Below are 14,352 nucleotides of genomic sequence, written 5' to 3' on the forward strand. Positions count from 1 at the left end.
ATGTAAAAATAGCTTTATTTGTATGTAGAAACAAAAAAACTAGATTTTAATTATTTATGAAAAATAAACATCCAAACCGTGCAGTTTTAATTGGTTTTTTGATAAATAGTATCATATCTATTATTATTTTAACTGCTACACCTACTGGAATTGCTTTGGATATGCAATTTCATGACACTTACTTTGTGGTAGGAGTTTTTGATTTATCAGCCTCTATTTTGCAATTCTTTTTTATCTATTCTTTATTCTACTTTATTTTGTTTTTGATTAATCGAAGCGTAAACTCTAAAGCAGCAAAAATCCATTATTATCTAACTACTTTCATAGCTCTTTGCTTATCTTCTTTCTTACTTATATTTATTGATACAGACTTTCCCAAACGATATTTTTCTCATGAAGAATATAAGCCTTTATTTGCTGATTTTTATGGTTTATTTACTGCCCTTTTAGCTTTCTATATTTTTATTCAAATTTCATTCTTCTTCTATTTCATTTTTACAATCAAAAAAATAAAATAAGTCAAAGACAAGTCTTTGACCTACAATGAGTTTGTATTCTTAGAAATTATAACTCAATCCCATAAGTCCATAATTAACAAGTGTAAAATTATAAACTTCGTCAATATCAGAGCCACCTTCTAAAATACGATAACCAAAACGAAGGTTTGTATCTTCAGCAATTCTATAAAAAGCAGCTAACTCAAAATCAAATGCTCGTCCTTGTGGAGAAGCCAGTCCATCGCCTTCTAATAAAAAGCCAATTTTATCTGTTGCATTGACAGAAGCATAAATATTAATGAGAGGTACAATACCCAAATCTGTTTTTTTTGAAGAAATTCCATTTTGCTCAACTTCAATATAAGCATCACGAATTTTTCCTGTCAGACCTGCACCCAAACGCACTTTATCTGTTACTACAAAGTCATAACGATACGTAAGACGGTAGGAGTTAAATTTATAATTGACTTTTGTATCTACCAAAGGCAAAAAGTTTTCTTCATAAAAACGGGTAGGTTTATCAAAATTTCCATTGTAAGAAACTTGTAACGGCGCAAAAAGCCCAAAGACATTATGACGATTATTGAAACGATAACCTGCACGCAGACGGTATGCAAAGGAAGCCTTATTATCAAAATTGCCATTTCCTCCATCTACTACATTAAAACGAGTTCCTTCTGTTCCTGAAACTTGAATTTTATTATAGCCTGTTTTGATAATATCAAACTCAACATCAGCCATAAATTGAGCAGAAGCACAAAATGAAATAAAAAATAGAAGGTAAAAAAAAGCACTTAGACGAAAAATAAATTTCATAATTAATACAGTTTAAAAAATTAGATTGAACTATTTAATACAAAAAAATAGAATTCCATTTAATATAGAATTCTACTTGATTAACTTTTATGAAATAGTTTTGTTTAGTCAAAAAACCTTTAGTCTATAAACACATTCTATTTACTTATAAAATACATATTTTACATTCTCTAATAACAACTTCAGAGCCTGTTCGAGTTTTTATTTTTTCTTTCTTCTAGCCCCTTTATTTATGAGGTTTAAAATCATAGCTAAATACACAAATGCTTTAGCAGAATCTACAGTTTTCTCATAATCTACTTTTAGTCTTCTGTTTTGATTAAGCCAAGCAAAAGTTCTTTCTACTACCCACCTTTTGGGTTGAGGTACAAATGCTTTATCCTCTTTTTTTTCTCTTCTTGGACTATTGACAATCTCAATTTGTACTCCTGTTTGACTAAATATTTCAGCAGCCAAACTAGCACTTCTATAGCCTGCATCAGCAAGAATTTTAAAGAATTTTCTTCCTCTAAATTGAGCTAAATAAGCTAGATAAGCAAGTTGATTCACGTCAGCTTCATTGGCTGGACTAATCTCTAATTCTAGTAAATTTCCTTGCGTATCTACCAGTATATGCCGTTTACGTCCTTTTTTGAGCTTGTAACCATCTACACCTATAGCTTCCCCTCCATATACACTTTGTACACTTTGAGAGTCTATAGAACCCAAAGAGGGTTTAGCATTTCTACCTTGAGCCAACCGTTCTCTTGTGACCAACTTGTCCAAAAGTTTTTTGTACCAACCCATCTTCTGCCATTTGCTAAAGTAGTCATACAAACTACTCCAAGGAATACCATAACTACTGGGAAGTAAACGCCAACTACTGCCAGAACGAGTGATGTAAAATAGTCCTGAAAAGATATTATACAAACTGTGTTTGCGTTTTCTTTCCAAGTACGAAAAAGGTATAAATTTTTTCATATATTGCCAAAGAGCATCAGATAAATATTCATTAGTAAACATAGTCATTGATATTTTAATTAGTAACTGAAAATCAATAACTTAACTAATAAAAAAATCTGATGTTCTTTTTTATGTATCTAAACTCGAACAGGCTCTCAGCTTAAGCAATCATTGATATATAAAAATAAAGTACCTTTGTAGTTTAAACGTATTTCATTTTTCTATCAAAAAAACTCATTTTATTTTTATGGATTCTATTCATTCTCTCCCTACTGATTCTAACCAGCTTCCTCCCATTCTTCCACTCATTATTCTAGGCGCAAAAGGTCTTGGAAAGGTTGCCTTGGAGGTTTTACAAAGTACAGATAATATCATTTATTGCTTCCTTGATGAGGATTATAAAGAAGAAGCTGCTGTTTCTGAAACTGCTACTTTTCCAAACGAAATAAATCACGTTTCGATAATGGGAAGTTCTGATGATGATGATATGCTCAATCTTATCAATGACAAGTGTGATTATTTTGTAGCTGTAGAAAATGTAGCTGATAGAAAAAGGCTTATCAAAAAAATCTATAAACAAAGAAAAAAATATCCTGCTGTGGCTGTTCACTCAACAGCTCACATTGCTGATGATGCAACTATGGGCTATGGAACTTTGATAGGAATGGGAACAATGATAGGCGCAGATGTAAAAATTGGAACAAGTTGCATCATCAATGCAAATTCTACTTTGGATTATGAAGTAGAAATAGGAAATTTCACTCAAATAGGAATCGGAACAAATATAGGTGCTGGAGTGAAAATAGAAGAAGAAGTTTTTGTAGGAAATGGTGTAACCATTATTGCAGGAGTTACGATAGGAAAAGGCGCACGAATTGGAGCAGGAAGTGTAGTTTTGAGTAACATAAAAGCAAAAGAAACCGTTTTAGGTAATCCAGCAAAGGCTGTTTCTTTGTAACTAATTTTCTAATTAGCTAGATATTAGGAACTCTATTAATTAAAATTATTTTTTTAATGGAAGATATAAAAAAACAAATAATCAATTTTGCTAATGAATATTCTCTCAAAGAGAAAGCATTAGCTCACATAGATAAAGTGATGGATGCGTGTATTGAAGCAGACAAAGAAGTTGGCGTAGATTTTTTGGATGGACAAGACAGATCTGAATTTATTTATGAATTTGGCAGATATGAATTCCAAATTAATAAACATGAAAACTGTCGAATTGTCACAAAAATCAACATCTATTCAAAAAAACTCTATGGAGTGAATTATGATATACCAGTAGGTTATTATGAGGAGTGGACTGATTTAACTGGAAAACATTTAGACGAATTCTTAATTTTTGATTGGTCACCAATTAAGTAGGCAAGTAAAGATTATTTGCCCAACCAATTGCATCAAAATCTTATCTATTACTTTTTCATCTCTCAAACTCTTTTGATTAACAATGAATTACCTTACAATTTCGTAATTTTATGAAATTAGAGTAGCAAACAGCTTCCAAGCTGTTTTTGAATATAAATTTAAAAACATAGGGCACTTGAAAAGTGTCTTCTACAGATATGAATACAGCAACTAGCATAAATATACATCAATTAATTACCAAACATCTTCAAGAACGTATTTTAGTCTTGGATGGTGCAATGGGAACAATGATTCAACGCCATACACTTACAGAAGAAGATTTCAGAAGTGAGCGTTTTAAAAATTGGAAACAAGATGTAAAAGGAAATAATGACCTTTTATCACTTACTCAACCTGAAATTATCAGAGATATTCATAAAAAATATTTTGCAGCAGGTTCTGATATTGTAGAAACGAATACGTTTAGTGCTACTACCATTGCCATGGCTGATTATGGAATGGAAGAGTTAGCTTATGAACTCAATTATGAGTCTGCCAAACTTGCCAAAGAAGCAGCAGCCGAATTTGGAGGAATTTATCACGAAACAAAACCTCGTTTTGTAGCTGGTGCAATAGGACCTACAAACAGAACAGCATCTATTTCGCCAGATGTAAACGACCCAGCTTACAGAGCTGTTACATTTGATGATTTGGTAGAGGCTTATTACGAACAAGTTCGTGGCTTGGTTGATGGTGGAGTTGATTTGATTTTGATAGAAACCGTTTTTGATACATTAAACTGTAAGGCTGCACTTTTTGCAGTAGAAAAATATTTTGATGATAGAAATATTCCACAAGCAGACCGTTTGCCGATTATGGTTTCGGGAACAATTACAGATGCAAGTGGACGTACTTTATCTGGACAAACAACAGAAGCATTTTATAACTCAATAGCGCATTCCAATATTATTTCTGTTGGTCTGAATTGTGCTTTGGGTGCTGCACTCATGAAACCGTATATGCGTGAACTTTCACGAGTTGCAAATTGCTATGTTTCGTGTTATCCAAATGCAGGACTTCCAAACGAATTTGGTCAGTACGACGAAACGGCATCACAAATGGCTCGTCTTTTAGAGGATTTTGCAAGTGAAGGATTATTTAATATTGTTGGTGGTTGTTGTGGAACTACGCCAGACCATATTCAAGCCATTGCAGAAGAAGCAGCAAAACATGAACCTCGCAAGATTCCAGAGCGCAAAATTGCAATGCGTTTGTCAGGATTAGAAGCCTTTACGGTTGATAAAAGCACTAATTTTGTAAATGTTGGAGAACGTACCAATGTTACTGGTTCAAAAATGTTTGCTAGACTTATAAAAGAAGGCAAATTTCAAGAAGCCTTAGACGTAGCCAAACAACAAGTTGAAGGTGGAGCGCAAGTTATCGACATCAACATGGATGAGGGAATGTTGGATTCAAAAAATGCAATGGTTCATTTCTTGAATTTGGTAGGTTCAGAGCCAGACATTGCCAAACTTCCAATTATGATAGATTCTTCAAAGTGGGAAATCATAGAAGCAGGTTTGAAATGTGTGCAAGGAAAAGGAATTGTAAACTCAATTTCACTCAAAGAAGGAAAAGAAAAGTTTATCGAACAAGCTCGGCTCGTTCGTCGTTATGGTGCTGCCGTTATTATTATGGCTTTTGATGAGGAAGGACAAGCAGATACGTTTGAAAGAAAAATAGAAATTTGTAAACGGAGTTATGATATTTGGGTAGATGAACTTGGTTTTCCTGCTGAAGACGTAATTTTTGACCCTAATATTTTTGCTATCGCCACAGGAATTGATGAGCATAATAATTATGCTGTCGATTTTATCAATGCGACAAGATGGATTAAAGAAAACCTACCCCATGCTAAAGTAAGTGGTGGAGTAAGTAATGTTTCGTTTTCGTTTCGTGGAAATGATGTAGTTCGTGAAGCAATTCATGCTGTTTTCTTGTACCATGCTGTAAAAGCAGGAATGGATATGGGAATCGTAAATGCTGGAATGTTAGAAGTGTATGATAATGTTGATAAGGAACTTTTGAAGTACGTTGAAGATGTAGTTTTGAATAAAAATCCTGAAAACGGAACAGAACTTCTAGTAGATATTGCTGAAAAATACAGAGGAGAAGGAAAAAAACGAGTAAAAGACGAAACATGGAGAGAAAATTCTGTCGAAAAGCGTCTTGAATATTCGTTAGTAAACGGAATTACAGAATATATCATTGAAGATACAGAAGAAGCACGTTTGAAAGTAGACCATCCTTTGCACGTCATTGAAGGTGCTTTAATGGACGGAATGAATGTAGTAGGAGATTTGTTTGGAGAAGGAAAAATGTTTTTACCACAAGTTGTAAAATCGGCTCGTGTGATGAAACAAGCTGTTGCTCATTTAGTGCCTTTCTTGGAAATAGAAAAACAAAAATTGCGTGATTCTGGACAGGAAGTAAAGAAAAACGGTAAAATTCTTTTAGCCACCGTAAAAGGTGATGTTCATGATATTGGAAAAAACATTGTAGGTGTTGTGTTGGCGTGTAACAATTATGATGTTGTTGATTTGGGTGTAATGGTTCCTGCTGATAAAATTTTGCAAGAAGCTGTCAATCATGGTGTTGATGTAATTGGACTTAGTGGACTTATTACGCCATCGCTTGATGAAATGGTTTTTGTGGCGCAGCAAATGGAAAAACAAGGCTTAAAACTTCCTCTTTTGATTGGTGGAGCGACTACTTCACGTATTCATACGGCTGTAAAAGTTGCACCTAGCTATTCGGGTTCAGTGGTTCATGTCGTGGATGCTTCAAAGGCAGTTCCTGTCATGACAAATTTATTGAATGATGAAGCAAAAGAGAAGTATTCAAAAACAGTAAGAGATGAATATACATTACTGGCAGAAGACCACAAAAAACGACAGTCAGAAGCAAAATATATTCCCATTCAAGAAGCAAGACGCAATAAACTCAAAATTGATTGGAATAAAACGACACTTACAGAACCTACATTTTTAGGAAATCGTTATTTCAATAATTATAATCTTTCTGAAATCAGAGAATTTATTGATTGGAGTCCATTTTTCATGACGTGGGGACTTACAGGCGCATATCCACGTATTTTTAACCACAAACATCATGGAAATGAAGCAAAAAAATTATTTGATGATGCTCAAAAAATGCTAGACAAAATCATTTCTGGTCGTTGGCTGACTGCTAATGCTGCAATTGGTTTTTATCCTGCCAATGTTGTCAATGATGATGATATTGAGGTTTATACGAATGATGAGCGTACAGAAGTTTTGACTTATTTTAGAAACCTTCGTCAGCAACAAGAAAAAACAGGTAAAACGCCAAATCTTTGTATTTCGGATTTTGTTGCACCAAAAGAAACAGGTTTAAAGGATTATATCGGTCTTTTTGCAGTAACGACAGGAATCGGAATTGAGAAAAAACTAGCCGAGTTTGAAGCAAAAAACGACGATTATAGCAAAATCATGTTACAAGCTTTAGCTGATAGATTAGCCGAAGCCTTTGCAGAGTTATTGCACAAACAAACTCGTACACAATATTGGGGTTATCAAAAAGACGAAAACCTAACAAAAGAAGATATTGTAAGAGAAAAATATGTAGGTATTCGTCCTGCTCCCGGTTATCCTGCCAACCCCGACCACACCGAAAAAACACTTTTATTTGACTTACTAAAAGCCACCGAAAAAACAGGAATTGAACTTACCGAAAGTTTAGCCATGTTACCAACGGCAGCCGTTTCAGGTTTGTATTTTTCACACCCAGAATCTATTTATTTTGGAGTAGGAAGAATCAGCAAAGACCAAATAGAAGATTACGCAAAACGAAAAAATATGTCAGTAGAAGAAATAGAAAAATGGTTAGGTAGTAATTTGAATTATTGATTTTACAGCGTAAACTGTACCGACACTTGTGAAAGTATCTGACAGTTTAAATACAAACTTATGTATTGTCGGTACACTTTCATAAGTGTCAGACAATTATTACATACTTTATCACAACTTAACCCTAACTGTCCGACACCTTTGAGGTGTCCTGACAGTTCAATCAAAATACGAAATGTACCTTCAATCTGAACAACTATACCATATCTACAATAGAGGAAATAATAAACAACAGTTATTTTTCAATAGGGAGAACTATTTGTATTTCTTGCGATTTGTGAAAAAGCACGTTGCTCCTTATTGTGAGATAATAAATTATTGTTTAATGCCTAATCATTTTCATTTTTTGATTTCCACAACAGAATATTCAGTACAGGAAATGAAATTAGGAAACATTACTACAAATAAACTTTCAAACGCTTTTCGAATTGTTTTGAGTAGTTATGCAAAAGGTTCGAATGCAGAAAGAGGAAGGCAAAATGTACTTTTCAAACCCAAAACCACAGCGAAGAGTTTGGAGGAAGGAAGTGCAAATTATGCTGATACTTGTTTCTACTATATTCATCAAAATCCTTTGAAAGCAGGTTTAGTAACAAAGTTAGAAAATTGGGAGTTTTGCTCTTTTCAAGATTATGCTAAACTTAGAAACGGAACATTGTGTAATAAGGAATTAGCAAATCAGTTTATAGATTTTGACAAAGATAATTTTTTGAAAGAGTCGTATCAAATGATTCCAGAGGAAAAGCTAAAATTTATATTCTGAAAGTTTTGTCCTCAACTGTGCTGACTGACACTTGTGAACGACTTTAGCTCTCAACGAAGTTAAAGTGTCTGACAAAAACGGATTGTCAGTACACCTTCATAGGTATCGGACAATTAAATCTATCCCTCTGTTAAGCGTAGTGTTTCACTACGATTTATTAATTGGCAAGTCTTAGACTTGCGTTTTGAGAGTACAAATAGAAAGATGGTTAGGTAGTAATTAAAATTAAGAATCGTTCTTTTTTGTATATTGCAAATACCAAATGCAGTTGAATTTATAAATAAGTTATGTGTCACCCCTATGACGACACGGCGACAGACTAAAATAAAGTGAGAAAAAAGGACACATATATATTGACGACAATTATAGTGGTTAACTTATTGATCTATTTTTTGCTTTTACCATATGCACAAAAGACAGCAAACAGTCATATGAATAGTGGACATTTTTTCGGAATAATATTGTACTTCATTTCAGGACTAATATTTTTGTTTGGTCTTAATGGACTGGTTCGGCAAAAGCAACATAAAATTTTTATTTTACTCTTGATTTTCGCTGTGATTTTAACTTTTTGGGGTTACAGACTTCATTCTTTAATGTGTTTAAGTTGCTTAAACAGTGGTTAATTATGAAACAACAAATAATAACAATTTTGACTCCACAGGCTATTGCTCGTTTTTAATGAGGGATTTATATGTATTCGGCTTGTAGCATGTATTTGTTGTTCAAGCATTTTTATTTCATAATCAAAATTTAAACTTAGTAGAAAAAATCATTATCTTCTGTATATTGTAAACACCATTAATTCTTTTTTTGGAATTGGTGGTGTTTTTAAATAACTGAACGCAGTTGCGTTTATAAATAAATTAGATGCAATTTGAAATATGGATAAAAGTCGATCTTCATTAATAAATTTCATTAAACAAATTATTCCAATAAATGAAATTGAAGCTGAAGAAATTGCTAATGCATTTCATTTTACAAAAATTGAAAAGAACTCACTTTTTTTAGAAGAGAATAAAGTTAGTGACGACTATTTTTTTCTTCAAAAAGGATTAATGAGAGTTTTTCTTTATGATTTAGAAGGAAATGAAATCACTACAGATATTTTCACAGAAAATAATATCGTTTTTGAAATTACCTCTTTTTTCAATAGAGTTAAATCTGAAACAAATATTCAAGCTCTAACTGATTGTATGGGCTATCGCATTTCTTACGAAGAATTAAACACACTGTTTCATCATAAACCTGCCTTTAGAGATTTCGGAAGAGCTATTTTAGTTAAAGAATTCATCGCTTCCAAAAAGAGAAACTATGCAATGATTAATCAAACTGCCGAACAACGCTACCACCACTTACTGACTTCAAGACCTGAAATAGTAAAATATGTACCCTTAAAATATATAGCTTCTTACATAGGAGTTACAGATAGTACACTAAGTAGAATACGAAAGAAAAAATAATCCTAGCTTTTTCTTGCCTTTTGTCAAGTGGATTACATTTTTGACTGCCTAACTTTGAATTTCACAATAAAGATTATTCACAATTAAAGATTAAAAAATGGCAGATATTTCAATTTTCACATCTCTTGGGCTAATTCTAACAACCCTAATCTCTGTTTGGGTATTTTTTAAAGCTTCTAATCATAAAAAAACTCTTTACGGCATTATTATATGGATGCTTATTGTAGGTGTATTAGGAATAAATGGATTTTACCAAAAATTGGGAACATTTCCACCAAGGTTTACTTTATTACTTGCTCCAGCTATTTTATTTATTTTGATACTTTTTACCAATAAAAAGGGCAAAAAGTTTATTGATAGCCTTAGCCTAAAATATTTAATCATAGTGCATAGTGTACGTATTCCTGTGGAAATAACTCTTTATCATATCTTTTTAGGTGGGTTAATTCCTGATTTAATGACCTTTGAAGGCTATAATTATGACATCATATCAGGAATTACAGCTCCAATAGTATATTATTTCGTATTTGTTAAAAAAATAATAGGACAAAAAGGTCTTCTACTATGGAATATTGTGTGTTTAGGGTTATTGATTAATATATTGGTAATAGCTGTATTAAGTGCACAAACTCCCTTTCAACAATTAGCATTTGATCAACCCAATATTGGAGTAACTTACTTTCCTTTTGTATGGCTTCCAACAGTGATAGTTCCGATAGTTTTGTTTTCACACTTAGCTAGTATTAGACAATTGGTAGTAAGAAAAAAAGCACCTAACAATGTATAAACACACTTGTTCGTAGTGTGCTACGAACCTACAAATGTATTTAGTTTCACTCCACAGCCCTCACTCAGCAAAACCAAGTCTTTAGGGGAACATAACGCAAAAAAGCCATTCCTAAATTAAATTAGAAATGGCTTTTTTAGATAAATTTGGTGATTAATTTTAGTTTTTCATAAGTGCATTTTATTGTTTTACTTAGACCTTATTTGGACATAAGTTGACAGCTTTCTACCAATTTCAAAAACTCTGTACGGTAGCCTTCTGTATCTTTTCCTTTTGCAGCTTTTGCAAGTGTAATAACTTGATTATAAGAAGCATTCGACTTAAATTCAGAGTTTTTCAGAATCATTCCAAATTCTGCTACGGCAGCCGAAAAACGGAAATTATCAGACGTTTTTTCTAAAGCAATATTATCATCTTTCAATGGATTGACAATCAAATTACTTGTATCTTCATTTGGCTTTTTGTAACGCAATTTTAAGTTTAATAACTCGTCAGAAGAGGCAGCAGCCGTATAAGATGCTTTTATTTTATTTTCTTCTTTCTGATAACGCAAATCATCTACTGAAGGAAAAAACTCGCTTTTTACACCAACTGGAATAATTTCGTAAAGAGCTGTTACAGTGTGTCCTGCTCCAAGTTCACCAGCATCTTTTTTATCATCGTTAAAGTCTTCTTTTGCAAGCATTCTGTTTTCGTAACCAATCAAACGATAGGCTGCTACTTTTGTAGGATTAAACTCAATTTGAATTTTGACATCTTTAGCAATTGTAAAGAGTGTGGCTCTCATTTGTGTTACAAAAACCTTTTTTGCTTCTTGAATATTGTCGATATAAAAGTAATTTCCGTTTCCTGCATTACTCAAATCTTCCATTTGATGGTCTTTATAATTTCCCATTCCAAAACCACAAACAGTCAAATAAATTCCGTCATTTCTTTTGCTTTCAATCATAGTTACTAATTCTTTTGGAGAATTTACACCTACATTAAAATCGCCATCGGTACACAAAATAACTCGGTTGTTTCCTTCTTTTATCAAATTATCTTTTGCTAAACTGTAAGCAAGTTGGATTCCTGCGCCACCTGCTGTGCTTCCACCTGCCGAAACGGCTTCTAAGGCGTTCATAATTTTGTCTGTTTCTGTAGCTGGTGTAGATTCCAAAACCAAACCTGCTGCACCTGCATAAGCAACAATCGCAATACGGTCGTTTTTGCTTAATTTTGTAAGAAGAAGTTTGAGCGAAGAACGAAGAAGAGGTAATTTGTTTTGTGCCTCCATTGAACCAGAAGCATCAATCAAAAAAACTAAATTTGAAGGCGCAAGATTATCATAATCCAAATCTTTTCCTTGAATTCCGACGTGAACTAATTTATGTTTTTCATTCCAAGGAGCTGTAGAAATTTCTGTACTGACTGAAAAAGGATGTTTTCCTGTAGGTTTTTGATAATCGTAATCAAAATAATTGATAAATTCTTCGATACGAACAGCATCAGCATTGGGAAGCTGACCAGATTGAATAAAACGACGAGCATTTGAATAAGAAGCATTATCAACATCAATCGAAAAAGTAGATAGAGGTTCTTTGAGAGATTGAATGAATTTATTTTCTATCTGTTTTTGATATTCTTCTGTATTTTGTTGGATTTGGTCATCAGTTCTATATAATTCACTTTCTAGAGAGATAGAATAATCTGCATCTTGATTGTTATTGTATGAAATATCTCTTTTCTCTTTATTACTGCTCGTTCTGTTAGGAGAAGAAGCTATATTTCCTTGTGCATCAGCAGTAGAACTATCAGTTGATTCATAATTTGCATTCTTATTTGTGCTACATGAAACAATAAATAAAGCAGAAGTAGCCACTAAAGCGACTTTCGTAATTGAAGATAATTTCTTTAAAGATTCCATAATCATAAAAATTAGAGTGAGGTAAATTTGTTTGTTTGGTAAGTAGATGCAAGACTTACCAAAATTCCACACAAAAATTTTTATTTTTTTCTGCATTTAAAATTTAGACAAAAAAAATACCTTTTCTATATCTCAAGTTTCCTGTACTTAAACGAAAACTATCACTGATTAGAAAAGGTACTTTTTTGCAAGTAATGAGAAAGGTATAAATTTAAAGTACACCCATATAACGGATTTGACTTTAAAAAAGTTTAGTTTTAGAAATTTTTTTTTTAGCAATTACTAAAAAAATCATCATTGATAATTAATTATTCTAACTTCTTCAATTTCCTAAAAGTTCGATATTCTACCAAAACTGTAACAGCCAAGAACAAAACAAGCAATCCATTTTGAATCAAATGTTTTTGCCAAAACCCTGTCCATTCTATATTCAAACAAATAAAAATAAGTGTTGTAGAAATTCCTAAATACAAAATCATTTTCAGAATTGGATAAGGAATAGGTTGGTATTTTCTTCCCAAAAGATAACACATAGCTGCCATCGTAAAATAACAAGAAAGTGTCGCAATCGCACTTCCAAAATATCCTAAAAATGGAATCAGAATAAAATTGAAACTAATTGTAATAGCTGCACCTGCAAGGCTTATCCAAAGTCCAAAATGTGTACGGTCAGAAACCTTAAACCAAACCGAAAAATTATAATATAATCCCAAACAAATATTTGCTAAAAGTAGAATCGGAACAATAAAAAGTCCTTCGTGATATTCTTTATTTGTGATAAAAATATTTGCTATCCATTCCATATTCAAACTCACTCCTAGCATCATCAAAACACAGACAATCGTAAAAAAATGAGTAATGGTAGCAAACGTTTTGGGAGAATCTTTCTGACTAGCTTGTGAGAAAAAAAACGGCTCTGCACCATATTTAAAGGCTTGAACAGCTAAAGTAATAAAAATAGAAAGTTTGTAACAGGCTGAATAAATTCCTACTGCATCCATTGGAGATTTATTTGGATAAAAATTATCAGGAAGCCATTTTTGCAATAAACTTCTATCAATTACTTCATTAATCGCATAGGCAATTCCTGCAAAAAGTAACGGATAGGCATATAAAAGCATAGGTTTGAAATCTTTCCAGTTCTTTTTCCAATTGAATGTAAAACGAAAATCTTTAAATTCTTTCCAAAGCAGTGGAATAACAGAAGAGTTTGCAATCAAGGTGGCTAAAAAAACATAACCTAAAGCAATTTCTGGGTCATAAATTAGTTTTGCATACTCTTGAAAAAATAAAAACTGTGTTCCTTCTACACTGTGTTTACAAAAATAAAGAAAGAAAAAGTTTAGAAAAAGAGTAAGAACAATAACTGTCATTCGAAGAGAAGCAAATTTCATTGCTTTTTCTTCTGCTCTCAATCGTGCATACGGAATCGCAACGATAGAATCAATGGCAATAATACCAGCAAACCACTTTACAAACTGTGCATTATTGGGATATTCTAAAAAAACAGCTATTGGCTCTGCAAAAATCCACATCAAACTACTCAGAATGAGCGAAGTAAACATGACAGAACTTAGAGAAAGATTGTAAGGCTTCCCATTTTTAGAGGATGGATTATTCTGCTCTTCACTATTTACCTCATTATTTTTAGATATGAAACGAAAATAAGTCGTTTCCATTCCATGTGTGTAAATGACATTCAGAAGTGCAGCATAAGCATAAAAAACCGACATACCACCATATTCATCAGGAAGGAAAATTCCTGTATAGAAAGGTGTAAGTAAATAATTGAGCAATCTACCAACTATTCCAGTAAGTCCGTAAATAGCTGTTTGAGAAAGAAATTTTTTATACATTTCGTTTTTTGTGCATTCTGTTTAAGGA

At 32.7% G+C, this 14,352-nt stretch carries 11 protein-coding genes; 7 read left to right on the forward strand and 4 right to left on the reverse strand.

The features are described 5' to 3' along the window. Window positions 1–56: 56 nt before the first annotated feature. Window positions 57–518 carry a hypothetical protein gene (locus V9L05_RS06560; RefSeq protein WP_338814856.1) on the forward strand — a complete coding sequence of 154 codons (462 nt, stop codon included), beginning with the start codon at window positions 57–59 and terminating at the stop codon, window positions 516–518. Window positions 519–557: 39 nt separating this feature from the next. On the opposite strand, the gene V9L05_RS06565 is transcribed toward V9L05_RS06560, so the two are convergent. Together V9L05_RS06565 and V9L05_RS06570 are read right to left on the reverse strand one after the other, a co-directional pair. Further along, a complete protein-coding gene (locus V9L05_RS06565) occupies window positions 558–1,313 on the reverse strand; it encodes an outer membrane beta-barrel protein (RefSeq protein ID WP_338814857.1) in 756 nt (251 codons plus the stop codon). A gap of 201 nt (window positions 1,314–1,514) precedes the next feature. Continuing rightward, window positions 1,515–2,315 (reverse strand): IS5 family transposase, encoded by an 801-nt coding sequence (locus V9L05_RS06570; protein ID WP_338811837.1) that lies wholly within the window; start codon window positions 2,313–2,315, stop codon window positions 1,515–1,517. 187 nt (window positions 2,316–2,502) lie between these two features. Here V9L05_RS06570 and V9L05_RS06575 point away from each other — a divergent pair, with 187 nt between their 5' ends. The 6 genes from V9L05_RS06575 to V9L05_RS06600 all read left to right on the forward strand — a co-directional run bounded on the left by V9L05_RS06575 (window position 2,503) and on the right by V9L05_RS06600 (window position 10,562). After that, window positions 2,503–3,213, forward strand: a complete 711-nt coding sequence (locus V9L05_RS06575; RefSeq protein WP_338814858.1) for a NeuD/PglB/VioB family sugar acetyltransferase — start codon at window positions 2,503–2,505, stop codon at window positions 3,211–3,213. Between the two features lie 56 nt (window positions 3,214–3,269). Next, window positions 3,270–3,623, forward strand: a complete 354-nt coding sequence (locus V9L05_RS06580) for a hypothetical protein (protein WP_338814859.1) — start codon at window positions 3,270–3,272, stop codon at window positions 3,621–3,623. Between the two features lie 197 nt (window positions 3,624–3,820). Then, complete coding sequence (metH, locus tag V9L05_RS06585) at window positions 3,821–7,549, forward strand: methionine synthase (protein ID WP_338814860.1); 3,729 nt, start codon at window positions 3,821–3,823, stop codon at window positions 7,547–7,549. Window positions 7,550–7,724: 175 nt separating this feature from the next. Then, entirely contained in the window at window positions 7,725–8,312 is a 588-nt protein-coding gene (locus V9L05_RS06590; protein ID WP_338793988.1) for a transposase, read from the forward strand. Between the two features lie 884 nt (window positions 8,313–9,196). After that, complete coding sequence (locus tag V9L05_RS06595; RefSeq protein ID WP_338814861.1) at window positions 9,197–9,775, forward strand: Crp/Fnr family transcriptional regulator; 579 nt, start codon at window positions 9,197–9,199, stop codon at window positions 9,773–9,775. Window positions 9,776–9,872: 97 nt separating this feature from the next. Continuing rightward, a complete protein-coding gene (locus V9L05_RS06600) occupies window positions 9,873–10,562 on the forward strand; it encodes a hypothetical protein (protein WP_338814862.1) in 690 nt (229 codons plus the stop codon). 199 nt (window positions 10,563–10,761) lie between these two features. Here V9L05_RS06600 and V9L05_RS06605 read toward each other — a convergent pair whose 3' ends face one another. Together V9L05_RS06605 and V9L05_RS06610 are read right to left on the reverse strand one after the other, a co-directional pair. Further along, a complete protein-coding gene (locus V9L05_RS06605; protein WP_338814863.1) occupies window positions 10,762–12,468 on the reverse strand; it encodes a von Willebrand factor type A domain-containing protein in 1,707 nt (568 codons plus the stop codon). Window positions 12,469–12,776: 308 nt separating this feature from the next. Beyond that, window positions 12,777–14,324: an oligosaccharide flippase family protein gene (locus V9L05_RS06610; RefSeq protein ID WP_338814864.1), complete on the reverse strand. Its 1,548-nt coding sequence runs from the start codon at window positions 14,322–14,324 to the stop codon at window positions 12,777–12,779. Between the last annotated feature and the right edge of the window lie 28 nt (window positions 14,325–14,352).

Origin of the sequence: Bernardetia sp. Wsw4-3y2 (genome assembly GCF_037126295.1) — a bacterium.
In the GTDB taxonomy this organism is placed as follows: Bacteria; Bacteroidota; Bacteroidia; order Cytophagales; family Bernardetiaceae; genus Bernardetia.

Coding starts and splice junctions, on each gene's coding strand:
- V9L05_RS06600 (WP_338814862.1), top strand. CDS start 9,873: ATGGCAGATATTTCAATTTTCACATCTCTTGGGCTAATTCTAACAACC.
- V9L05_RS06580 (WP_338814859.1), top strand. CDS start 3,270: ATGGAAGATATAAAAAAACAAATAATCAATTTTGCTAATGAATATTCT.
- V9L05_RS06595 (WP_338814861.1), top strand. CDS start 9,197: ATGGATAAAAGTCGATCTTCATTAATAAATTTCATTAAACAAATTATT.
- V9L05_RS06575 (WP_338814858.1), top strand. CDS start 2,503: ATGGATTCTATTCATTCTCTCCCTACTGATTCTAACCAGCTTCCTCCC.
- metH (WP_338814860.1), top strand. CDS start 3,821: ATGAATACAGCAACTAGCATAAATATACATCAATTAATTACCAAACAT.
- V9L05_RS06590 (WP_338793988.1), top strand. CDS start 7,725: ATGTACCTTCAATCTGAACAACTATACCATATCTACAATAGAGGAAAT.
- V9L05_RS06570 (WP_338811837.1), bottom strand. CDS start 2,315: ATGTTTACTAATGAATATTTATCTGATGCTCTTTGGCAATATATGAAA.
- V9L05_RS06605 (WP_338814863.1), bottom strand. CDS start 12,468: ATGGAATCTTTAAAGAAATTATCTTCAATTACGAAAGTCGCTTTAGTG.
- V9L05_RS06610 (WP_338814864.1), bottom strand. CDS start 14,324: ATGTATAAAAAATTTCTTTCTCAAACAGCTATTTACGGACTTACTGGA.
- V9L05_RS06560 (WP_338814856.1), top strand. CDS start 57: ATGAAAAATAAACATCCAAACCGTGCAGTTTTAATTGGTTTTTTGATA.
- V9L05_RS06565 (WP_338814857.1), bottom strand. CDS start 1,313: ATGAAATTTATTTTTCGTCTAAGTGCTTTTTTTTACCTTCTATTTTTT.